19 protein-coding genes and 4 tRNA genes are annotated in these 20,939 nt (G+C 41.2%); 19 read left to right on the top strand and 4 right to left on the bottom strand.

The genetic code is table 11. The features are described 5' to 3' along the window. Window positions 1-13: 13 nt before the first annotated feature. From dinG to J3455_RS05840, 8 genes are all read left to right on the top strand, one after another. Complete coding sequence (dinG, locus tag J3455_RS05875; protein ID WP_286257887.1) at window positions 14-2,089, top strand: ATP-dependent DNA helicase DinG; 2,076 nt, start codon at window positions 14-16, stop codon at window positions 2,087-2,089. Next, window positions 2,089-2,865: a TSUP family transporter gene (locus tag J3455_RS05870; protein WP_130051836.1), complete on the top strand. Its 777-nt coding sequence runs from the start codon at window positions 2,089-2,091 to the stop codon at window positions 2,863-2,865. The genes dinG and J3455_RS05870 overlap by 1 nt, the downstream gene beginning before the upstream one ends. Next, the gene (locus J3455_RS05865) at window positions 2,866-3,474 is read left to right on the top strand and encodes a primosomal replication protein (protein WP_286257884.1); all 609 of its coding nucleotides are present in this window, start codon (window positions 2,866-2,868) and stop codon (window positions 3,472-3,474) included. It abuts the gene before it with no gap. Next, window positions 3,471-4,364, top strand: a complete 894-nt coding sequence (locus tag J3455_RS05860; RefSeq protein ID WP_205987945.1) for a histone deacetylase family protein — start codon at window positions 3,471-3,473, stop codon at window positions 4,362-4,364. Before J3455_RS05865 ends, J3455_RS05860 begins: the two co-directional genes overlap by 4 nt. 46 nt (window positions 4,365-4,410) lie before the next feature. Beyond that, a complete protein-coding gene (locus J3455_RS05855) occupies window positions 4,411-4,683 on the top strand; it encodes a late competence development ComFB family protein (RefSeq protein WP_130051839.1) in 273 nt (90 codons plus the stop codon). Then, on the top strand, window positions 4,680-4,838 hold the full coding sequence (locus J3455_RS05850) for a DUF2496 domain-containing protein (RefSeq protein WP_130051840.1): 159 nt from the start codon (window positions 4,680-4,682) through the stop codon (window positions 4,836-4,838). Before J3455_RS05855 ends, J3455_RS05850 begins: the two co-directional genes overlap by 4 nt. 72 nt (window positions 4,839-4,910) lie before the next feature. Further along, window positions 4,911-5,798, top strand: coding sequence for a DMT family transporter (locus J3455_RS05845; protein WP_130051841.1), 888 nt, complete (start codon window positions 4,911-4,913; stop codon window positions 5,796-5,798). Window positions 5,799-5,867: 69 nt separating this feature from the next. After that, window positions 5,868-6,110 carry a hypothetical protein gene (locus J3455_RS05840; RefSeq protein WP_054563649.1) on the top strand — a complete coding sequence of 81 codons (243 nt, stop codon included), beginning with the start codon at window positions 5,868-5,870 and terminating at the stop codon, window positions 6,108-6,110. Here J3455_RS05840 and J3455_RS05835 read toward each other — a convergent pair whose 3' ends face one another. From J3455_RS05835 to J3455_RS05820, 4 genes are read right to left on the bottom strand one after another with little or no spacing between them, the layout of a single operon-like run. Next, complete coding sequence (locus J3455_RS05835) at window positions 6,111-6,767, bottom strand: tRNA (adenine(22)-N(1))-methyltransferase (RefSeq protein ID WP_286257878.1); 657 nt, start codon at window positions 6,765-6,767, stop codon at window positions 6,111-6,113. Further along, complete coding sequence (locus J3455_RS05830) at window positions 6,767-7,696, bottom strand: class I SAM-dependent methyltransferase (RefSeq protein ID WP_349561325.1); 930 nt, start codon at window positions 7,694-7,696, stop codon at window positions 6,767-6,769. The genes J3455_RS05835 and J3455_RS05830 overlap by 1 nt, the downstream gene beginning before the upstream one ends. A 5-nt stretch (window positions 7,697-7,701) precedes the next feature. Beyond that, window positions 7,702-9,696: an excinuclease ABC subunit UvrB gene (gene uvrB / locus J3455_RS05825; protein ID WP_130051844.1), complete on the bottom strand. Its 1,995-nt coding sequence runs from the start codon at window positions 9,694-9,696 to the stop codon at window positions 7,702-7,704. Continuing rightward, on the bottom strand, window positions 9,693-11,072 hold the full coding sequence (locus J3455_RS05820; RefSeq protein ID WP_130051845.1) for an MATE family efflux transporter: 1,380 nt from the start codon (window positions 11,070-11,072) through the stop codon (window positions 9,693-9,695). Before J3455_RS05820 ends, uvrB begins: the two co-directional genes overlap by 4 nt. A 1,063-nt stretch (window positions 11,073-12,135) precedes the next feature. Between J3455_RS05820 and J3455_RS05815 the strand changes: the two genes are divergently transcribed. The 11 genes from J3455_RS05815 to J3455_RS05765 all read left to right on the top strand — a co-directional run bounded on the left by J3455_RS05815 (window position 12,136) and on the right by J3455_RS05765 (window position 20,931). Then, window positions 12,136-12,212 (top strand) — tRNA-Asn (locus J3455_RS05815). 21 nt (window positions 12,213-12,233) lie between these two features. Beyond that, a tRNA-Asn gene (locus J3455_RS05810) sits at window positions 12,234-12,310 on the top strand. 19 nt (window positions 12,311-12,329) lie between these two features. Further along, window positions 12,330-12,406: transfer RNA gene (locus J3455_RS05805), tRNA-Asn, on the top strand. A gap of 29 nt (window positions 12,407-12,435) precedes the next feature. Next, a tRNA-Asn gene (locus J3455_RS05800) sits at window positions 12,436-12,512 on the top strand. 193 nt (window positions 12,513-12,705) lie between these two features. Further along, window positions 12,706-14,649 carry an EAL domain-containing protein gene (locus J3455_RS05795; protein WP_130051846.1) on the top strand — a complete coding sequence of 648 codons (1,944 nt, stop codon included), beginning with the start codon at window positions 12,706-12,708 and terminating at the stop codon, window positions 14,647-14,649. 177 nt (window positions 14,650-14,826) lie between these two features. Further along, the gene (rsxA, locus tag J3455_RS05790) at window positions 14,827-15,408 is read left to right on the top strand and encodes an electron transport complex subunit RsxA (protein ID WP_054553689.1); all 582 of its coding nucleotides are present in this window, start codon (window positions 14,827-14,829) and stop codon (window positions 15,406-15,408) included. 1 nt (window position 15,409) lies between these two features. Next, window positions 15,410-15,964, top strand: a complete 555-nt coding sequence (gene rsxB, locus J3455_RS05785) for an electron transport complex subunit RsxB (protein ID WP_054553690.1) — start codon at window positions 15,410-15,412, stop codon at window positions 15,962-15,964. 8 nt (window positions 15,965-15,972) lie between these two features. Next, on the top strand, window positions 15,973-18,546 hold the full coding sequence (rsxC, locus tag J3455_RS05780) for an electron transport complex subunit RsxC (protein ID WP_349561321.1): 2,574 nt from the start codon (window positions 15,973-15,975) through the stop codon (window positions 18,544-18,546). Further along, complete coding sequence (rsxD, locus tag J3455_RS05775) at window positions 18,543-19,598, top strand: electron transport complex subunit RsxD (RefSeq protein WP_349561320.1); 1,056 nt, start codon at window positions 18,543-18,545, stop codon at window positions 19,596-19,598. The genes rsxC and rsxD overlap by 4 nt, the downstream gene beginning before the upstream one ends. Then, entirely contained in the window at window positions 19,598-20,233 is a 636-nt protein-coding gene (gene rsxG, locus J3455_RS05770) for an electron transport complex subunit RsxG (protein WP_239977959.1), read from the top strand. The genes rsxD and rsxG overlap by 1 nt, the downstream gene beginning before the upstream one ends. Further along, window positions 20,233-20,931 (top strand): electron transport complex subunit E, encoded by a 699-nt coding sequence (locus J3455_RS05765; protein WP_349561318.1) that lies wholly within the window; start codon window positions 20,233-20,235, stop codon window positions 20,929-20,931. Before rsxG ends, J3455_RS05765 begins: the two co-directional genes overlap by 1 nt. Window positions 20,932-20,939: the final 8 nt, after the last annotated feature.

Genomic DNA, 20,939 nt, shown 5'->3' with positions numbered 1-20,939 from the left:
AGGTTTTCTGGGCATGCTATCTGACTCTTTAAAAAAAACAATTCGGCAAATTCATAAGCATGTTGCTGATAACCTTACTGACTACCGCCCTAGAAGCAGTCAAAACTATTTAGTTGCCGAGATAGCAAAAACCCTTGCCGGTGAGTATCACAAAAGTCAACGTATCTGTGTCATTGAAGCTGGCACAGGGACCGGTAAGTCACTCGCTTATTGTTTAGGTGCATTACCATTGGCGATGGCCAAAAAAAAGAAATTAGTGATTTCGACGGCAACTGTTGCCCTACAAGAACAGTTAATTAGTAAAGAACTGCCGTTTTTTAAAGAGCACTCTGGGTTAGATATTAAATTTGATTTAGTTAAAGGTCGTCAGCGTTATATCTGTGCACAAAAACTTAGTGCTGCAGTTAATGGCGACAGCCAAACGCAAATGGAGTTTATGCCAACCCTGTCATCACCACTTTCAGATATGGAAACCAAGTGCTTAAAGCAACTTTATGATGCTTATTCAAACAAACAATGGCAAGGCGATCGCGATAGTTGGGCTGATACTATTCCGGATAAAGTTTGGAATTTAATTGCCTGTGATAAACACTCATGCCAACGACAAATGCGCGCTCATCAGCTCTGCCCTTTCCATATGGCGCGTCAGCGTCTTATGCAAATGGATGTGCTAGTGATCAACCATTCTTTGTTACTAGCTGATCTTGATTTGGGTGGTGGTAAGATTCTACCTGAACCTGACGATACTATTTATGTTATTGATGAAGCCCATCACTTAGCGCACATCACTCGAGACTTCTCATCTGCTGCGGCAACAATCAAAGGCACCATCGACTGGCTCGACAAGCTTGTTAAATTCGCAGGGAAAATGGCGAATGTACTCGTGGGTCAAAAAGCGATTGGGCAAAATTTTAAACTCAGTGACAGCATCAATGATGCGGGCAAAAACCTAAAAGTAGTCCGTGACATTCTTGATAATGCCGACTTTAACTACAATAGTGATGATACCTATCGCTTTGAGCATGGTGAGATTCCAGCGGCTTTGCATGCTAAAGCAAAAGATATTAGCGATGCCACCCTTGATGCACTAAGAGCACTTAACAAGATGCACGACACCCTAGTGCAAGACGTGAGTGATGGCGATATTAAACCTTATGTGGCCGATCCAATATTGGCTGAAAGTGGCCAGTACATTAATCGCCTAGAGTTATTAAACAAGCTATGGTTTAGTTACGCTACAAAAGGTGAAGGTATTCCCCATGCTCGATGGATAAAACGCCTAGAGTATAAGAACCATCACGATCATTTACTCAGTGATTGCCCTATTGAAGTTGGCTATTACTTAAAAGATAAATTATGGAACCAATGTGCAGGTGCTGTTCTGTGTTCAGCGACATTAACGGCACTTGGCTCATTTGATCACTTTGCATATGAATGTGGCCTTGCCAAAGAAGAAGGTGTCAAATACATTAAAGTTCCTTCTCCGTTTGATTATCCAAAACAAGCCACGCTGCATATTCCTGCAAGTCATATTGAGCCTACAGAGAAAGCCTTTAGCGACCACTTAGCTGAACAGTTACCTAAATTCCTTAACGATAAAAAAGCTAATTTAGTGTTATTTGCCTCTTATTGGCAAATGGACCATGTCGTCAAAGCGTTGAGAAGCAAAGGGATTAATGTATTAGTGCAAGGTGAAATGTCGCGTGAGGCACTTTTGAAAAAGCATAAAGCGAATGTAGATTTAGGCCGTGCTAGTTATTTATTTGGCACTCAAAGCCTGTCAGAGGGTCTTGATTTACCGGGTAAATACTTAGAAAACTTAGTTATAACAAAGATTCCATTTGCGGTGCCGACCTCCCCAATAGAAGAAGCGCAGGCTGAGTTTGTACAAAGTAAAGGTGGCAACCCGTTTCTTTCGATAACCGTTCCTGATGCTGCAAAGAAATTAGTACAAAGCTGTGGTAGACTGCTTCGCAAAGAAAATGATCAGGGTCGTATTACTATTCTTGATCGCCGATTAGTGACCAAGCGATATGGCAAAGCCATGCTCGATACCTTGCCACCCTTTAAAAGACAAATTGATTATTAATGTTTGAATTAGCTTTAGACCCAACAACATGGGCACTATTATGCGCAGTGGCGCTGGCAGCTGGCTTTATTGATGCTATCGCAGGCGGTGGCGGCATGTTAACTGTGCCGGCGCTATTAACTGCGGGCTTACCTCCCCATCTCACATTAGGCACAAATAAACTTGCAGCAAGTTTTGGCTCATTAACAGCCAGCGTGACCTATTTTCGTAAAAAGTTATTCAACCCTCGATTTTGGGCCGCGTCAATCCTAGCAACAGCCATAGGTGCGCTTATAGGTACCCTTGTGGTTGATTACTTAAGTATTGAATTTCTGAATAAATTATTGCCAGTGGTAATTATTCTAGTAGCTTGTTACAGCTTATTTGGCAGTTTGAGTACTACCGAGCATAACGAATTACCAGAACTTGATGGCAAAACTAAAATTAAACAGTGGCTGCAAGGGCTTGGGCTAGGCTTTTTTGATGGTTTAGCAGGCCCAGGGACTGGTACGTTTTGGACTGCTTCAAATAGCCTATTATATAAGATGAGCTTGTTACTTAACTGTGGGCTTGCTCGCTCGATGAACTTCGTTTCAAATTTTATTTCTTTGATCACCTTTGTTGCGTTAGGGCATGTGAACTTTATACTTGGTATCACGATGGGCTTTTTCTTGATGCTAGGTGCATGGTTAGGTGCGCATTCGGCAATTAAGTTTGGCAGTAAAATGATCCGCCCCGTGTTTAACACTGTGGTTATTGTTTTAGCATTAAAGTTAATCTATGAGGCTTATTTATAAATGCAATCGGCTGCTTTTGATAAACTGCGTTCACAAATTGAAAGGCTAAAGCAATTAGCTACACAATTTGATAAGGGTAATTTGTTTGCGAAAAATCGTTATATGCAAGCCCAACCAAGTTTATTTGATAAAGCAGTATTTAGCACAAAAAGTATGAAGCTGGCAGATTATGTCATAGAAATCGAAGATGAGCTTAACAGCCTGCCACCTGCTGAGCATCGTCACGCATACCAATATGCTCTTGAACGAATTGCCCTTCAGGTAGAAGCTGTATTCAATGTGATCAAATCAACCCCTGTGTGGGCTAAAGAAAATAAGTACAGTTTTAAACCAAAAACAAAACCACAAGTTTATAAACAAGCAGTAAAAAAAATCATGCAGTCGTCACATGAACTGTATGATGAACTAAAGCAAAATCACGAGTTTGAGCGCCGCTTAGTTTTGATGATTGAAGAGCGAAAACTTAAGCTCGAAGCTGCAAATACGCAGCAAGCAGCCGAAATCAATAAAGAAATACTTGCATTGCATGCAAGGTTGGGCCGTTGCCGTAAGGCAATTTCAGCCACTGAAGACAAAATTCAACAGGTCGAAAAACAGCAGCTCAGATAATGTTTTACTATCATCCAAGTTATTCAGCGTTAGCTTTACCTGAGCGTCACCGCTTCCCGATTGATAAATATCGCTTGTTGAAACAACTTATCAGCGGCTTTATTGATGAGCAGCATTTCATTACCCCACAACAAGCCACTCGAGCACAGCTTGCTCTGTGCCATGACCAAGATTATGTCGATGCTTTTTTAACTGGCAGCCTTGATACAAAAGAGATAAAAAAAATGGGCTTCCCTTGGTCACATGAATTAGTTGAACGAACACTTTATTCTGTAGGGGCGAGTATTCATGGCGCAGAGTATGCCTTGCAACATGGTGCAGCTTTTAACCTAAGTGGTGGTTATCACCATGCATTTACAGGCTATGGCAGTGGCTTTTGTATTTTCAATGACTTAGCGATAGCAGCTGCGCATTTAATTAATACAGATCAAGCCGACACCGTGTTAATCTTTGACTGCGACGTTCACCAAGGTGACGGTACCGCTGAAGTGACACAAGCGCACCCTCAGATCATTAGCTGCTCAATTCATTGTCAACAAAACTTCCCGCGAATTAAACAGCAATCAAACTACGACTTTTCCCTAGAGCATGGCACAAAAGATACTGAATACTTGGAAACAGTGAAACAAGCATTAGCCTTAACGATGAGACTCCACCAGCCAGATATCATTTTGTACAACGCCGGCGCAGACATTGCAACGAATGACGAATTAGGACACTTTCAAGTCAGTATGGAGGGAGTGTATCAACGTGATTATTTTGTATTAAACCAAGCGAAAGAAGCAAAAATCCCTGTCTTTGCAGTCATGGGCGGTGGCTATCAGCGAAATGTAAGCCGTTTGGTTGATGTTCATGGTCAGCTTTTTAGGGCTGCTGTCGATTTATTTTAAAGCTTGGTATACACTTAAAGTGACTTTTTAATTGGGTTCACTTTGTATGAAATTGCATGACGACATTCACAACTACTATGAAAAACTGGTTGTCGAAGACATCACAAAACGTAACTTAGAAACGACCTACAGTGATGATGTTATGGCAGATTTATGCTGCACTGTATTAAATCAACTCCCTGCCCGCTACATACGCTATGATGTTGATATGGAATTTTATTTACCGCAAACAGAGCGTATAAAAATGGAGCAGCAAGTACAAACGGCAATCGATGTGGCAATCAGTCAAGTTGCTAAGAAAAAGGAACTACAATCATGAGTAGTGAGTTAGAGCATGCGCCTGACTATATAAAGATTGCTGTTGACCTAATTATGCTCTTAGAGCAAAACGACGTACCTGCTGAAGATGTATTAGCCGCACTAGAAATCGTAAAATCTGACTTCGAAAAGAAACTCTCAAAATCAACTAATTAATAGTCCGAAAATGGCGAGTATTAGGGCATAAATTTGTTATGCTCAGGTTTTATAATTAAAGAATGTAACACCATGTCATTGCCAAGTTTTTTGCGCTTATTCATCCTTGCTGCTATTTGGGGCGCTTCCTTCTTATTTATGCGTATGGCAGCTAATAGCTTAGGCCCTGCGGTATTAATAGAGCTAAGAGTTGGCTTTGCAGCAATAACACTCTTTATTTTTGCTTTATACTTACGAAAGACACTCGCTTTCACGACACATAAAAAACACTTTTTTATTATTGGCGCACTTAATTCCGCTATCCCCTTTTTACTGTTTGCCTATGCAGCACAAACAATCAATGCATCAACCTTATCAATACTAAACTCAACAACCCCAATTTGGGGCGTGATTGTTGGTATTATTTGGAGTAAAACTAAACCCACTAAAAGTATGCTGCTTGGCTTACTATTAGGTTTAACGGGCGTAGCAATTTTAGTGGGTCAAAATAGCCTCACTATCGATACCCAAGCAGTTACAGCAATCTTTGCAGCACTTTGTGCTTCACTAAGTTATGCCATAGCATCCCATTACACTAAACATGCACCAAAGTTGTCTGCTTTTGATAATGCTCATGGCAGTATGTGGGCAGCAAGTATTATGGTACTACCGCTTATTTTTGTTATTCCTGCCAGAGAAATGCCAAGTAATGAAGTGATGCTTGGAGTGGTCGCTCTCGGTGTGCTTTGTACAGCTGTGGCGTATATACTGTTTTTCCGCTTGATTGATGACATTGGCCCAACTTCTGCGTTGACTGTTACCTTTTTAATCCCACTCTTTGGTATTGTATGGGGTAATTTAATTTTAGATGAACAAATAGGGCCAAATACCTTAGGCGGCGCACTTTGTGTTATCGCTGGCACCATGCTGGTCACAGGCTTTATCCGTATAAAACCATTTTTAAAACGAAACACCTTGTAACAGAATGCAAATTGCATTTTTAAATACAATCTATACTCTATTAGGTACTAAATATGGAAGGAGAATAGTATGTCAGGTACTACCATGGTGGTGTTAATCGTGCTGATATCAGTCGGCTCTGGGGTAATTTATGATATGTATAAAAAACACCTTGAGTTTAAATCACGGACTTTAAAAAATTCAAAAGAAGCAAACGAACATGTTGCCGAAGTGACAAAAGAACTACAAGAGTTAAGAGAACGTGTACAAACGCTCGAAGCCATTGTCACTGACTCTAGCTACAGCGTAAAACAAGAAATTAATAAACTTTAATTACAATAATAAAGCTGAGTACTCATCAAGCACTGGCTGATAATAAGCCGCGTCTTGATTTAACATGCGTTGGTAATGAGCACATAACTGCTTTAAATAGGCTTGGTGCTCTTTACTTGTTAGTTGCCACATTTGCTGCCCAACTCGAGTAACCTGTTTCGATGATGACGCACTCATAGCTATGATTTCATAAAAGCGTTTATTTTCACAAATCAACTGTTCTGATACGAGCCCTAATGAGAGTGTTTGCAAATAGCGGCGAACTTGATAACTGTGATGTACAGGGCAAACAATAAAGTCAATATGAATACCTGGGTGATGACCCACAATCTTCGCTAAAAATTGCACCAATAGCTCACCACCAACACCCGCAATAATAACAAGATGACGTTTATTTGGATCAGGGGAAATCATCGCAACATCCTGACAATGAACTTGCCAGCGACCGCATTGCTCGTTAGTGGCAAAGCGCACCAGTTTGTCATTTAGTGCTTGCATCAACTCAGGCACAATATCAACAAAATGTATAAGCTGTGCTTTATTTTGCTGTAAAAGCTCAATTCCTAACAAACCGTGGTCGCAGCAGCAATCCCAGATTTCGTCATAGCCTGAATCAACCACATCAACGATGGCTGATAGTCGTTTACTCAATGCCATTAATTTGCTGTTTTATAGACTAAGGCTTTTAAACTTCGATCACTGTCTACTTCAACAAAGCCATCTGTCGGTTTTAAACGCTCAACAAAAAAAATAGCCCCTTGCGTATGCTCAGCAATTAGCTCTTTAAACGCCTGCTCTGAAAGCTCAGGGCTATTAGCACAAAGCAATAATTGGGTGTTTTCATTTAACAGTTCAGGTAAACGACGCAGGATTTTTTGATAATCCTTAGTCAATATAAAGCTTCCTTTTTGAAAGCTCGGTGGATCAACAATGATCAATTCATAAGGTGCTGATTTTTTTAACTTGCCGAATGACTTTAAAATATCGTGTGGGAAATAACTAACTCCTTGAGCAAAACCATTTAACTGATGGTTTTGTTTACCCGTTCTAAGCACGCCTTTATTCATATCCATATTAATAACTTGGTCAGCACCACCCTGCATTGCAGCAACAGAAAAGCCACAAGTATAAGAAAACAAGTTTAGCACTTTTGCGTTTTTACTATTAGCTTGGACAAACTCTCGACCACGGCGCATATCAGGGAATATACCGGTATTTTGGCGACTAAGTAAATCTACTTTAAACTTAATACCATTTTCACTAACAAGATGCTCTTGTGGTAATTCACCAAACAGAAGAGAATTTCGGGTATTAATCCCACAGCGTTGTTGGTAAACCAATGCAGTCACAAGCTCTGGTGCGTTTACTTGCGCCCATTGCCACACTGTATTAGTTAATTGCTCAAGCACTTGTTCATCTATTTCTTCATATGAAACTAAAAAAAGTGCTGGCGGATAAAAGTCTAAGTTAATGTGACTAAGCTCAGCCACGGAGTGGCCACGGCCATGAAATACACGGCATAATTCATTTGTAGCGAGAGGAGCCTCTGCTAAAGCATTTAAAATGGCAGAAAAATCGTTTGTCATAATCTTTAGTTAATTAACTGTTGTTGTAATTCGTGAATTTCATCACGCACAGATGCCGCTTTTTCAAATTCAAGATCGCTAGCATAGGCATGCATTTTCGCTTCAAGCTCTTTAATTTGGCTGGCAATTTCTTTTGCACTGAGTACTTGTTTAGACTCTTTACGCACCAATTTAAGGTTGTCTTTAGGGCTTGCTTCTTCGCCCACATCCATAATATCGGTGATGCTTTTAACCAAAGCTTGCGGCTCAATACCATGCTCAAGATTATAAGCTTGTTGTTTTTCACGGCGGCGATCTGTTTCATCAATGGCTTGTCTCATTGATTTAGTAATGCGGTCACCATAAAGAATCGCTTTACCATTTAAGTGACGTGCAGCACGACCTATGGTTTGGATCAGTGAACGAGTAGAGCGTAAGAAACCTTCTTTATCGGCATCAAGTATCGCTACTAAGGATACCTCTGGCATGTCGAGACCTTCTCGTAATAAGTTAATGCCCACTAACACATCAAACACACCTGCACGTAAATCGCGGATAATTTCAACCCGTTCGACGGTATCGATATCTGAGTGCAAATAACGAACTTTTACGTCATGGTCATTTAGGTAGTCGGTTAAATCTTCAGCCATACGCTTGGTTAAAGTAGTTACCAATACCCGTTCGTTGACCTCAACTCGTTTGTATATTTCAGAGAGTAAGTCATCTACTTGTGAGCCCACTGGGCGCACTTCAATTTCTGGGTCAATAAGCCCGGTTGGACGAATGACCTGTTCTGCAACCTCCCCTGACGAGCGTTCAAGCTCAAAGTCACCTGGGGTGGCTGACACATAAATAGTTTGCGGCGCGATTGCTTCAAATTCTTCAAAGCGTAATGGGCGGTTATCTAACGCCGATGGCAAGCGAAAGCCATACTCAACAAGATTTTCTTTACGGCTTCTATCACCTTTATACATAGCACCGATTTGCGATACCGTAACATGCGATTCATCGATAATCATTAATGCGTCATCAGGCAAATAGTCAAGCAATGTTGGCGGCGGATCGCCTGGCGTTCTGCCAGATAAGTAACGCGAGTAGTTTTCGATTCCTGAGCAATAACCAAGCTCGGTCATCATTTCGATATCGTACTGAGTGCGCTGAGCAATACGTTGCTCTTCTACAAGTTTATTGGCACTAAGTAGCTGAGAACGACGGTCTTTAAGCTCATCTTTTATTTTATCAATAGCATCGAGAATTTTTTCACGCGGCGTAACATAGTGCGTTTTTGGGTAAATAGTAGCGCGTACAATGTGCTTTTCAACAGCCCCAGTAAGTGGGTCAAAAATACTTAAACGCTCTATTTCATCGTCAAACATCTCCACACGAACGGCATAAGTATCAGATTCTGCAGGAAATATATCAACCACTTCCCCACGAACACGATATGTACCACGGCTAAATTCAATATCGTTTCGAGTATATTGCAATTCAGCAAGACGACGCAGCATGTCGCGTTGATCGACAGTTTCTCCAACTTTAAGCAGTAGCATCATTTTCATATATGAGTCTGGATCGCCCAAACCATAAATAGCAGACACCGAAGCCACAATGATCGTATCACGACGCTCAAGTAGCGCTTTAGTAGCGCTTAAACGCATTTGCTCAATATGCTCATTGATAGAGGCGTCTTTTTCAATGAATGTATCACTAGCAACAACATAGGCTTCTGGCTGGTAATAATCATAATAAGAAACAAAATACTCAACCGCGTTATGAGGGAAAAACTCTTTCATTTCCCCATAAAGCTGAGCTGCGAGTGTTTTGTTGTGTGCCATGATAATGGTTGGCCGATTCAAATCATTAATGATATTGGCCATAGTGAAGGTTTTACCCGTTCCTGTAGCCCCTAATAATGTTTGATGTGCAAGCCCAGCCTCAAGACCGTCTTTTAACTGTGCAATCGCCGTTGGTTGGTCACCATTTGGCTGAAATTTAGAAACTAGCTGAAAATGGTCGCTCATGAATGACACTCCTTCACATAAGACTCACTTAACCCATCAACTTCTTTGATAAACCATCTATAGGCAACCACCGCAGTAAATAGGTTACCTATAGCCGCGCCAATAAATAACCCTTTTAACCCAGCAAACTCACTGCCGATATAAGCAAAAGGCACGTAAAAAACAAACAGACGTACTACACTTAAAATAAGCGCATTCATCGGTTTATGTAATGCGTTAAATGAAGAGTTCGATAGAATAATTACCCCTTGTAGGCCATAACTTAGCGGTAGGATATAAATGAACAGCTTAATAACATCCATTACCGCCTGCTCTTTACCAAATACATTAGCTATCAAGCCAGAAGTTAATAGCAGTAAAATATAAATAGCAAACTGCCAAATCATCACGAATTTTAAGGTTTTAGTGTAGGCTTCTTTTACACGTTCAAACTTACCGGCACCAAAGTTTTGACTAACAAATGGCGGTAAAGTCATCGATAAAGCAAGCACAACAAGACTTGCGATAGACTCAATTCGACTTCCAACACCAAACGCTGCTACAGCTTCAGGACCATGCTTAGCCACTAATGCCGTAATTACCGCCATTGCTATTGGTGTAAGCATATTTGCCCCCGCCGCTGGTAAACCAATTTTAAGAATTTTTTGAATTGAGCTAAATGGTGTTTGCAAACCAGCATGCAAACTCAATAAGCCATTTTTAATTGCTAGAATATATAAAATGATAACCACTGCAACCGACCACGCAATAACGCTGGCAATTGCTGCGCCTTGTATACCTAATGCGGGAATAGGCCCAAAGCCAAAAATAAGCATGGGGTCTAAAATAGCATTAATCAGCCCCGCTCCACCCATAACAATGCTCGGAGTTTTGGTATCACCACTTGCTCTAAGTACTGAGTTGCCAACCATAGGTGTAATTAAAAACACGCTGCCAAGGAACCATACACTCATATACTCATGAATAAGCGGTAATACTAATTCACCAGCACCAAGTAACTTAAAAATAGGATCTATCAGAAGATAGCCCATCACAGAAAGACTAAACACCATCACAACCGATACCAACAATGACATACTGGCATCAAAGCGAGCTTCATCTAACTTATCACTACCGAGGGCTTTAGCGATAACCGCTGAAGTGCCTATACCTAAACCAATTGCAAGGCTAATAACAGTAAAAGTAACAGGAAAGGTAAAACTGACAGCGGCGAGAGGTTCAGTGCCTAGTAAACTAATAAAGAAGGTGTCAACAAGGTTAAACATCATTAGGGTGATCATTCCAAAGATCATCGGAATGGTCATTTTTTTTAAGGTTGGCAGAATGGGTGAGTTTAAAAGATCAGGTTTAGTTTTGCTCTGCGGTTTCACGCTCATGGGGATACTTTGCCTCTTTTTCTGAACCTGTTAGTTTAAAGCATCCTTCTCTTGCAAGCTATGCTTTATTAGCAGAATCAAAATTGATACACAAAACTATCACTTTTGACACTTTGACATAAAAATAACCACTAACCCTCATAAAATACAATATAAAAACAACTTTAATAGCTTTGTTACAATTAAAAGGCAGTTTTCGCTGTTTTTTTACACAACAAATCGCGCTATTTCATCGTCACGAATAAATTTACTTATCAATTCAGCATGGCTTCAGATAAAAATACTAAGCAATTGATTTATAACAAAATAAAAAAACTTAATTAAATGCTTGAAATTGCTGTAGCGCCCTAAAATCCTAGTACTATAGCTGTTCTTAAAGTTTAATAAACAGAGTTATCCACAGAAACCGTGGATAACTCTCTAGAAGCCGCAAATATAAAGGCTTCTAAGGTGGATGTTCATCTCTGTATAGGAAAAGTAACAAAGCCTATTGTTTTAACCTTTTTATAAGTTTCTAGAAAAGAACGCGTAAAAATTGTTCTACCCTATTATAAAGTTAAGTATGACAATTAAAGTTCTATAAAATTTCATATGCTAAGCATATGAAATACAGCACTAAAAATGAGTTTACTTCTATTGAATTCAGATCATTTTTGAGTTTCTCTGCAAAGAATAGAAAAATCTTTACTAGTCCTACACAGTAAATACAAAGAAAAAATTACGCTCGGAGAACTTCAAACAAAAAGAATTAGATCTGATTTTCATAGTTAGAATAAAACATTGGATAAATGATGATTTACTCAACTTGGTAAAGAATATCTAAGCAAAGAAACTTTTTTATACTTTTAAAATGATGCTTCTGTTTAAAAAGCATGCAAAAAATAAAAGCTTTCGACATAGGTCCCCTACTACAAGCTAAAAAATGCAGTGGTTTTCAGCTACATTTTGCGCAGATCGAACATAAAAACATCGAATAAGCTTCTTTTTTGAATTTATGAAGTTTTTATGTTGACACTTTGCAATGCTGTCATTAATATTTCGCCCCGTTGAAAGGCATGACGCTTCCCCCTTAGCTCAGTTGGTTAGAGCGACGGACTGTTAATCCGCAGGTCCCCCGTTCGAGTCGGGGAGGGGGAGCCAAGTTTTTCAATCATAAACGATTCCCCCTTAGCTCAGTTGGTTAGAGCGACGGACTGTTAATCCGCAGGTCCCCCGTTCGAGTCGGGGAGGGGGAGCCAAGTTTATGAATATGATTGTTCCCCCTTAGCTCAGTTGGTTAGAGCGACGGACTGTTAATCCGCAGGTCCCCCGTTCGAGTCGGGGAGGGGGAGCCAAATCATAGCACCCTACTACTCTATTTAGTTCCCCCTTAGCTCAGTTGGTTAGAGCGACGGACTGTTAATCCGCAGGTCCCCCGTTCGAGTCGGGGAGGGGGAGCCAACTCACAGAAAATAATCAGGTTTATCTACTACTATTCTTCGATTGTATTAGACTTTAAAGCGCTTATAATCTACCCTACATTAAAGTTATTTCTAAAGTTTTTTCTATTTTTTACGATAGAATGTAATGACTGTAATTAAAGCGATCAATCAAGGAATTGATTCCTTCCGTTAGGCTTTTATAAGATAAGAACATGGCTGGCTTTAAAAAACTTATATTTATACAACTCATATCTTGGCTGCTTTTTGCTTTATTAGGTGGTTATTTTATTGCCCTTAGTTTCGACAGTGCTGTCAGTGATGCTCAGCAAAAAGCACAAAATGTCGTTAGTGCTTATATAAATACTCAGACATTAGATGAACTAGCACCAGAAAAAATTAAACACGCGCTTGCCGATGGCAGTACTTTTTCTAAGTTTGTGATCCGTGATCAAGCGGGCCAAGTAGTTAGCTCAGTTGAATCAAGTCAACCCCTACCCATATTTGCTGAAATTGTAAATGCTACGTTTAACTCAATTCGCCCTCAATTTGCCGTTAACCAAGCATCTGATATAAAGGTTGAATTCACAATTAATGCGCATAATCTCGCAAGCTTATTACAACAGGCTCTATTTGTTGTTATTTTAATTTCAGGCTTGATTGCCCTACTTCCTATTATCTATATGAAGAGCATGTTCCGCCGCCTTAATCGTAAAATTAGCACTACAGTTGCAGATATAGTTGATATTTATATTAATCAAAACCAAATTGATGATGACCTAGAACAATCAATTGATACAACTAGCCTAAAAAAGTTAAGCAAAGATTTAATCCCTTCATTCAACCGCCTTTCTCACTTTTTACAAACTAAACACGACGATATTCAAAACAATGCGCTGAACATCAAAAAAGAAGCTTATAAAGATGTAGTGACTAACCTTGGCAACCGTAATATGTTTGTTGAGTACTACGAAAAGAATATCGAAAACGCAGAAAAAAGTACTTTTGGTTCACTTGCGATGGTTCGCTGTAGCGAGCTGCAAGCCATCAACCAAACTCGTGGTTACCAAAAAGGTGATGATTATGTTAAAAGCGTGGCCGATATAATTAAACATATCAGTGGTACTTATACTGGTAGCCAAGTGTTTCGTTTAAACAGCTCAGACTTTGCAGTTGTGTTGCCCAATACCCCACTAAAAGAAGCGGAACGTTTTGGTGATAACTTACAGTCTCGATTTACTCAGTATCAACAAAATCAAGAATTAAGCTCAGTCGCGAACACAGGTATTGTCGGTTACGAAAAAGGTAAACCTTTAGGAGAGTTATTATCTATTGTTGATAATGCGATGAGTATGGCGCAATCAAAGCAAGCTAACGCATGGCATGTTCAACGCGAGACTGACCTTGTAAATAATGCTAGCGCTGGTTTTGGTAACCAAAACTGGCGTAAAGTGATTAACGAAGTGATCGAAACCAAACGTGTTCACTTGGTCATGCAAAACATTATGCCAATTGGTAAAAGTGTGAAGGCCTATGCAGAGATTCAGGTTCGTTTCAAAACCGCAGAAAATCAAATGCTACCAACTGCCTCTTTTCTTGCTATGACCGAAAAGCTAGAAATGGCTATGGAAATTGACCGCTTAATCATTGACACCAGCTTAGAAAAAATTAAAACCCGTAATTTTTCTGAGAAATTCTTTGGAATCAATGTTACCGCATCAAGCGCCCATAATGATCAATTTGTGATCTGGCTTGAGCGCCGCCTACTAAAAGACAGTAATATCGCCTCTAAGCTTATATTTGAAGTGAGCGAGTTTGGCTTGCAACAAAATATTAAAGCAAGTAAGCGCTTTATCGATATGGTGCATCGTGTCGGTGCGCGTATCACTGTAGAGCGTTTTGGTGTTGGTTTAACGTCATTTAAATTCTTTAGAGATTTAAAACCTGATTTCATCAAAATGGATGCAAGTTATACCCGCGGCCTTGAAGAAGATAAAAATAATCAATATTTTATGCGCTTAATGGTTGATCTTGCCCACCGTATTGGAGTGAGTGTATTTGCTGAAGGTGTAGAGAGCCAAGAAGAAAAACATATCATTGAAACTCTGTGTCTTGATGGTGTGCAAGGCTATTACATCGAAAAACCAAAAGACATTTAACCCCCCTATTAAAGGCCCAAAAAACCTTACTGTTTTTGGGCCTATTCTATCTATTAACTTAGCTTTAACACTTTAATCGTAAACAGCTTTGTTAATTTTATCTATTCGTCCCTCATGTGTTGTGTCAGCCCCCAGAAAAAAGGATAATAGGGTCGTTTTTATTCTCGTGAGGCACGCATGACAGAGTATGTCTTGTTATTGATTGGCACCGTGCTAGTCAACAACTTCGTTTTAGTTCAATTCTTAGGTTTATGCCCATTTATGGGCGTGTCGGGTAAGTTAGATACCGCTATTGGTATGTCCTTAGCCACAACCTTTGTACTTACACTTGCCTCCGTGACTAGTTATCTAGTAAATCATTATATTTTGATCCCGCTGGATATCGAGTTTTTGCGTACCATGAGCTTTATTTTGGTTATCGCTGTTGTCGTGCAATTTACCGAAATGGTGGTTAGAAAAACCAGCCCGACACTTTATCGCTTATTAGGGATTTTCTTACCGCTTATCACCACTAACTGTGCTGTATTAGGCGTTGCCCTACTTAATATCAAAGAAGACCACTCATTCTTGCAATCCGCTGTTTACGGCTTTGGTGCCGCAGTGGGCTTTTCTATGGTGTTAATACTGTTTGCTGCATTACGTGAACGCTTAGCTGCGGCTGATGTCCCTGCTCCTTTCAAGGGTGCTTCTATTGCGATGATCACTGCAGGCCTTATGTCGATGGCCTTTATGGGTTTTACAGGATTAGTGAAGTTTTAATATGACCTTGTTTTATGCTTTGATAGCGTTAGGTTCATTAGCGCTAATATTTGGTTTAATTTTAGGTTTCGCTGCCGTGCGTTTTCGCGTAGAGAGCAACCCTATAGTTGACCAAATTGATACCATTTTACCGCAAACACAATGTGGCCAATGTGGTTACCCTGGCTGTCGCCCATATGCTGAAGCGATTGCCAACGGCGATGAAATAAATAAATGCCCACCAGGCGGCGAAGCAACTGTAAAAAAATTAGCTGATTTAATGGGTGTTGAAGCAAAACCACTTGCAGGCGGTGAGCAAGCTGATCCGATTAAAACAGTCGCCTATATTCGTGAAGATGAATGTATTGGCTGTACCAAATGTATTCAAGCCTGCCCTGTTGATGCCATTGTCGGTGCAACGCGTCAAATGCATACCGTGTTAATTGATGAATGTACCGGTTGTGACTTATGTGTAGAACCCTGCCCTGTAGACTGTATTGATATGTTGCCCGTAAAAGAAACTAAACAAACCTGGAAATGGCAATTAAACGCAATCCCTGTGACTCAGGTAGATTAGGAGCACAGATGGAAAAGCTAATAGATCAAATTAAACAAGGTAAAGTGTGGCCATTTCCTGGAGGTATTCACCCACCGGGTCAAAAGCAGCAATCAACTACGCAAGCAATCGTAAGACTACCACTACCTGACAAACTTGTTGTATCACTAAAACAACATATTGGCGCTAACGGCAAACTCATTGTTGAAAAAGGCCAACAGGTACTTAAAGGCCAAGCATTAACGAAACCAAGCGGGAATTGGTCAGTGCCAGTACACGCACCAACATCTGGGCTGATCAGCGATATTTGCCCAATGCCATCTGCTCACCCATCAGCGCTGCCAGAACTTAGCGTTATCATTGAACCTGATGGTGAAGATAAATGGTGCGAGCTTCGTTCTGTGTCTGATACCAAAGCACTTTCGCATGATGAGCTTGTGGATATTATTCATCAAAGCGGTATTTCAGGTATGGGCGGCGCTGGCTTCCCTACTTATGTCAAAGCAGATATACGTAAAGACATTGAGTTTTTAATTGTCAATGCCGTCGAATGTGAGCCATATATCACCGCTGATGACATGCTAATGCGCGAACATGCTGATGGTATTATCGCGGGCATTGAATTAATGCAGCAGCTGTTAAACCCGCAGCTCACAATTATTGGTATTGAAGATAATAAGCCAGAAGCCATTGCTGCTATGAAAAAAGCAGCTGAACATAACGACAGCATAATAGTGCAAACAGTGCCAACGGTTTACCCTTCTGGCGGTGAAAAACAACTGATTAAATTGCTAACTGGCAAAGAAGTCCCGAGTGGCAGTATTCCAGCTGATATTGGTATGTTAGTGCAAAATGTCGGTACCTTGTTTGCAGTAAATCAAGCTGTGCATGAGGGTAAACCTCTGATTGAGCGTGTGGTGACTGTAACTGGTAACACCATTCATAAACAGGGTAACGTGTGGGCTTTACTGGGCACTGAAATTAAACATTTATTAGATTGCCAAGGTTTTTCACCAGTACCACAACAACGTGTTGTAATGGGCGGCCCGATGATGGGCTTTACCCTACCAACAGTGCGAATTGGTGTCGTTAAAACGACGAACTGTATTTTAGCGCCAGATCACCAAGAGCTTGCTGAGCCGGGTGAGGAAAAAGCCTGTATTCGTTGTAGTGCCTGTGCTGACGCCTGCCCAGCTTCATTGTTACCGCAGCAATTACAATGGTTTGCTAAGTCTAAAGAATACGACAAACTCAACGAGCACAATTTATTCGATTGTATTGAATGTGGCGCCTGTGCTTATGTTTGCCCAAGCGAAATCCCACTCGTTCAGTACTATCGTGTTGCTAAAGCAGAAATAAAAGAACAGCAAGCAGAGCAAATCAAAGCAGAGCGTGCAAAGGAGCGTTTTGAAGCACGTAAAGAACGTTTAGAGCGCGAACAAGAAGAACGTCAAAACCGCCACAAACGTAAGCCAGCTGCTAAGTCAGATAGCGAAAAACAAAAAGTGGCCGATGCACTAGCACGAGTTAAAACTAAATCTGATGACAAAGAGAGTAAATCAGCTGTCGCTGCTGCTATCGCGCGTGCTAAAGCGAAAAAGCAGGGTGCAGAGCTTGAGCCTGATAACTCTGAAATAGCTAAAGAGCGTGCTGCGCGTAAAGAACAAGCACGTAAATATAAAGAGCAAAAAGCACTAGAGCAAGGTGAAGAAGGCGTCGATAAAGACGATAAAAAGTCTGCTGTTGCTGCCGCTATTGCCCGCGCTAAAGCGAAAAAGGCCGCGCAAGCTAAAGAAGATAACGCAGAAGTAGACTTAGCACCAAAAGATGACAAAAAAGCCGCTGTTGCAGCTGCTATCGCTCGTGCAAAGGCGAAGAAAGCCGCTCAAGCTGCTGAAAACCAAACTGAAGCTGAAGAAGATAGCGCACCAGTTGATGACAAAAAGGCTGCCGTTGCTGCAGCCATAGCTCGCGCTAAAGCTAAAAAAGCCGCGCAATCTGCTAAAAACCAAACTGAAGCTGAAGAAGATGGCGCACCAGTTGATGATAAGAAAGCCGCTGTTGCTGCAGCCATAGCTCGCGCTAAAGCGAAAAAAGCCGCTAAAGAGCAAGCGCAGAGTGACGGTTCATCAGAGAAAACGAATGATTCAAGTGATGAGGCAGATGCCAAGCCGCAGTCTGATACTACTGAATCTAGAGAAGACAAGAAAAAAGCCGCCGTTGCTGCAGCTATCGCTCGCGCCAAAGCGAAAAAAGCCGCTAAAGAGCAAGCGCAGAGTGACGATTATTCAGAGCAAATAAATGATTCAAGTGATGAGGCAGATGCCAAACCGCAATCTGATGAACCTGAGTCTAGCGAAGATAAGAAAAAAGCCGCCGTTGCTGCAGCTATCGCTCGCGCCAAAGCGAAAAAAGCCGCTAAAGAGCAAGCGCAGAGTGACAATTATTCAGAGCAAATAAATGATTCAAGTGATGAGGCAGATGCCAAACCGCAATCTGATGAACCTGAGTCTAGCGAAGATAAGAAAAAAGCAGCAGTCGCCCGTGCAATTGCAAAAGCTAAAGCTAAAAAGTTACAACAAGAAGGAAACGATAAGTCATGAAACTAACCATGGCGAGTTCGCCGCATAATCATAGCCATAAATCATTAAGTCGATTAATGATGACGGTGATTGCTGCGTGTATTCCTGGCTTAATTGCCCAAGTGTACTTTTTTGGCACAGCCGTTTTAATTCAGCTTATTCTCGCACTTATAACAGTAAGCGCCTTTGAAGCCGCTGTATTGCTTCTTCGTAAGCGCAAAGTTTGGCCAACACTCAGTGATGGCAGTGCTTGGTTAACGGGCGTATTACTGGCGTTGAGTATTCCACCTTTAGCGCCTTGGTGGATTATCGTAATTGGCTGTATGTTTGCAATTGTTATTGTAAAACAGCTTTATGGCGGCCTTGGCTTTAATTTATTTAACCCTGCTATGGCGGCTTATGTATTACTACTTGTATCGTTTCCGGTGCAAATGACTAGTTGGTTACCTGTGAGTGATTTACTTGCATCTCCGATTAGCTTCTCACAACAGCTGTCTGTTATTTTCAATGGCTTTACCAGCGCTGGGTTTAGTGTCGATCAATTACGTGTAGCAATTGATGGCACAACTATGGCAACACCGCTTGATACCGTTAAAACAGATGTCGCCCATCACCTAACGGTGGCTGAAAGCATGAGTAAACCAATTTTTAACGACTGGTTTGGTCTTGGCTGGGGCTGGGTTAACCTCGGCTTTTTAATCGGTGGTCTTTATTTATTAAAAGCTAAAATCATTAATTGGCATATCCCTGTTAGCTTTTTAGCCTCGATAGCCGTGTGCAGTGGTATAGGTTATATCGCCGCCCCTGGCACAGAACCAGGTGTGGTATTTCACTTATTCAGTGGTGCGACTATGTTAGGGGCATTTTTCATTGCCACGGATCCTGTTTCTGCATCAACAACTAATAAAGGGCGTTTAATCTACGGCGCGTTAATTGGTTTGCTTGTTTACTTAATTCGTACTTTTGGTGGTTACCCTGATGCAGTGGCATTTAGTGTATTGCTGTTAAATATGGCGGTGCCTTTAATTGATTACTACACGCAACCACGAACTTACGGCCATGGGATGAAATAATGATCCTTTCCTCAATGACTAAAAACGGCGCTATTCTTACTGCATTTGCGCTCATTACCACAGGCACTGTGGCCCTGACTCATAGCCTGACCGCTGAGCGTATTGAAGAGCAAGAAAAGCAACAACTTGCAGAGCAGCTACAGCAAGTACTTGATGCCCATCATTACGACAATCAGCTCTATAAAGATTGTGTTGTGATCACCGATGAGCGCTTAGGTCCACGCCCAGAGCAAGTTATTTACCGCGCCTACAAAGACAATAAGCCTTATGCTTTAGTGATGCGCCATGTAACACCAAGTGGTTATAGCGGCGATATCAACTTATTAACAGCAGTTTTTGCCAATGGCGAAATAGCCGGTGTCCGTGTCACTAAACACGAAGAAACGCCGGGTCTTGGCGATAAAGTCGAGATCAAGAAGTCTGACTGGATCACCCTTTTCAAAGGCCAAAATGTACTGGGTGAAGATGACAACCGCTGGGCGGTTAAAAAAGATGGCGGCCAGTTTGATCAATTCACCGGTGCTACGATCACACCCCGTGCTGTTGTCGGCTCAGTTAAACAAGCGGTACTTTTTGCCCAAGCTGAATTTGATAATCTGTTTGCTGCACCAAACATCTGTCAAGGAGCCAAGTAATGAGCCAAGTTAGAACCTTGTTTAAAGATGGTATGTGGGCCAATAACCCTGCCCTTGTTCAGTTATTAGGCTTGTGCCCGCTACTTGCCGTTACATCAACGATTACCAATGCGTTAGGCCTTGGATTAGCGACTTTATTGGTACTGGTTGGCTCTAACGTAACCGTATCGATAGTACGTAACTGGGTGCCTAAAGATATTCGTATCCCTGTTTTTGTGATGATCATCGCAGGCTTTGTAACCATTGTGCAGCTGATGATGAATGCCTATACATTTGGGCTTTACCAATCACTGGGGATTTTTATTCCGCTTATTGTTACTAACTGTGCCATTATCGGTCGCGCAGAAGCATTCGCCTCTAAAAATACCGTGCCACTTTCAGCCTTTGACGGACTGATGATGGGTCTTGGTTTTATGCTAGTTTTAGTGGTATTAGGGGCGATGCGAGAGCTTATTGGCCAAGGTACGCTGTTTGATGGTGCCGATTTACTATTAGGACCATGGGCTGCAGCACTTCGAATTGAAGTATTCAGTTTTGATAACCAATTTTTATTAGCTATCTTACCTCCGGGTGCCTTTTTGGGACTTGGTTTATTGATTGCTGCAAAAAATGTCATTGATACACAAATAAAATCTAAGCAAGTTGTTACTCCAGAAGTAGAAAAAGGCCCAAGAGCCCGAGTAACGAGTTTAACTTAAAGGAGAGC

The sequence above is a fragment of the Pseudoalteromonas sp. NFXS39 genome (assembly GCF_040148775.1).
GTDB lineage: Bacteria > Pseudomonadota > Gammaproteobacteria > Enterobacterales > Alteromonadaceae > Pseudoalteromonas > Pseudoalteromonas apostichopi.
This window is presented reverse-complemented; position numbering and strand designations above follow the sequence as displayed.

Coding starts and splice junctions, on each gene's coding strand:
- J3455_RS05820 (WP_130051845.1), bottom strand. CDS start 11,072: ATGAGCGTGAAACCGCAGAGCAAAACTAAACCTGATCTTTTAAACTCA.
- J3455_RS05845 (WP_130051841.1), top strand. CDS start 4,911: ATGTCATTGCCAAGTTTTTTGCGCTTATTCATCCTTGCTGCTATTTGG.
- rsxA (WP_054553689.1), top strand. CDS start 14,827: ATGACAGAGTATGTCTTGTTATTGATTGGCACCGTGCTAGTCAACAAC.
- J3455_RS05830 (WP_349561325.1), bottom strand. CDS start 7,696: ATGACAAACGATTTTTCTGCCATTTTAAATGCTTTAGCAGAGGCTCCT.
- J3455_RS05835 (WP_286257878.1), bottom strand. CDS start 6,767: ATGGCATTGAGTAAACGACTATCAGCCATCGTTGATGTGGTTGATTCA.
- J3455_RS05870 (WP_130051836.1), top strand. CDS start 2,089: ATGTTTGAATTAGCTTTAGACCCAACAACATGGGCACTATTATGCGCA.
- dinG (WP_286257887.1), top strand. CDS start 14: ATGCTATCTGACTCTTTAAAAAAAACAATTCGGCAAATTCATAAGCAT.
- J3455_RS05850 (WP_130051840.1), top strand. CDS start 4,680: ATGAGTAGTGAGTTAGAGCATGCGCCTGACTATATAAAGATTGCTGTT.
- J3455_RS05840 (WP_054563649.1), top strand. CDS start 5,868: ATGTCAGGTACTACCATGGTGGTGTTAATCGTGCTGATATCAGTCGGC.
- J3455_RS05855 (WP_130051839.1), top strand. CDS start 4,411: ATGAAATTGCATGACGACATTCACAACTACTATGAAAAACTGGTTGTC.
- rsxB (WP_054553690.1), top strand. CDS start 15,410: ATGACCTTGTTTTATGCTTTGATAGCGTTAGGTTCATTAGCGCTAATA.
- rsxD (WP_349561320.1), top strand. CDS start 18,543: ATGAAACTAACCATGGCGAGTTCGCCGCATAATCATAGCCATAAATCA.
- J3455_RS05795 (WP_130051846.1), top strand. CDS start 12,706: ATGGCTGGCTTTAAAAAACTTATATTTATACAACTCATATCTTGGCTG.
- rsxC (WP_349561321.1), top strand. CDS start 15,973: ATGGAAAAGCTAATAGATCAAATTAAACAAGGTAAAGTGTGGCCATTT.
- rsxG (WP_239977959.1), top strand. CDS start 19,598: ATGATCCTTTCCTCAATGACTAAAAACGGCGCTATTCTTACTGCATTT.
- uvrB (WP_130051844.1), bottom strand. CDS start 9,696: ATGAGCGACCATTTTCAGCTAGTTTCTAAATTTCAGCCAAATGGTGAC.
- J3455_RS05765 (WP_349561318.1), top strand. CDS start 20,233: ATGAGCCAAGTTAGAACCTTGTTTAAAGATGGTATGTGGGCCAATAAC.
- J3455_RS05865 (WP_286257884.1), top strand. CDS start 2,866: ATGCAATCGGCTGCTTTTGATAAACTGCGTTCACAAATTGAAAGGCTA.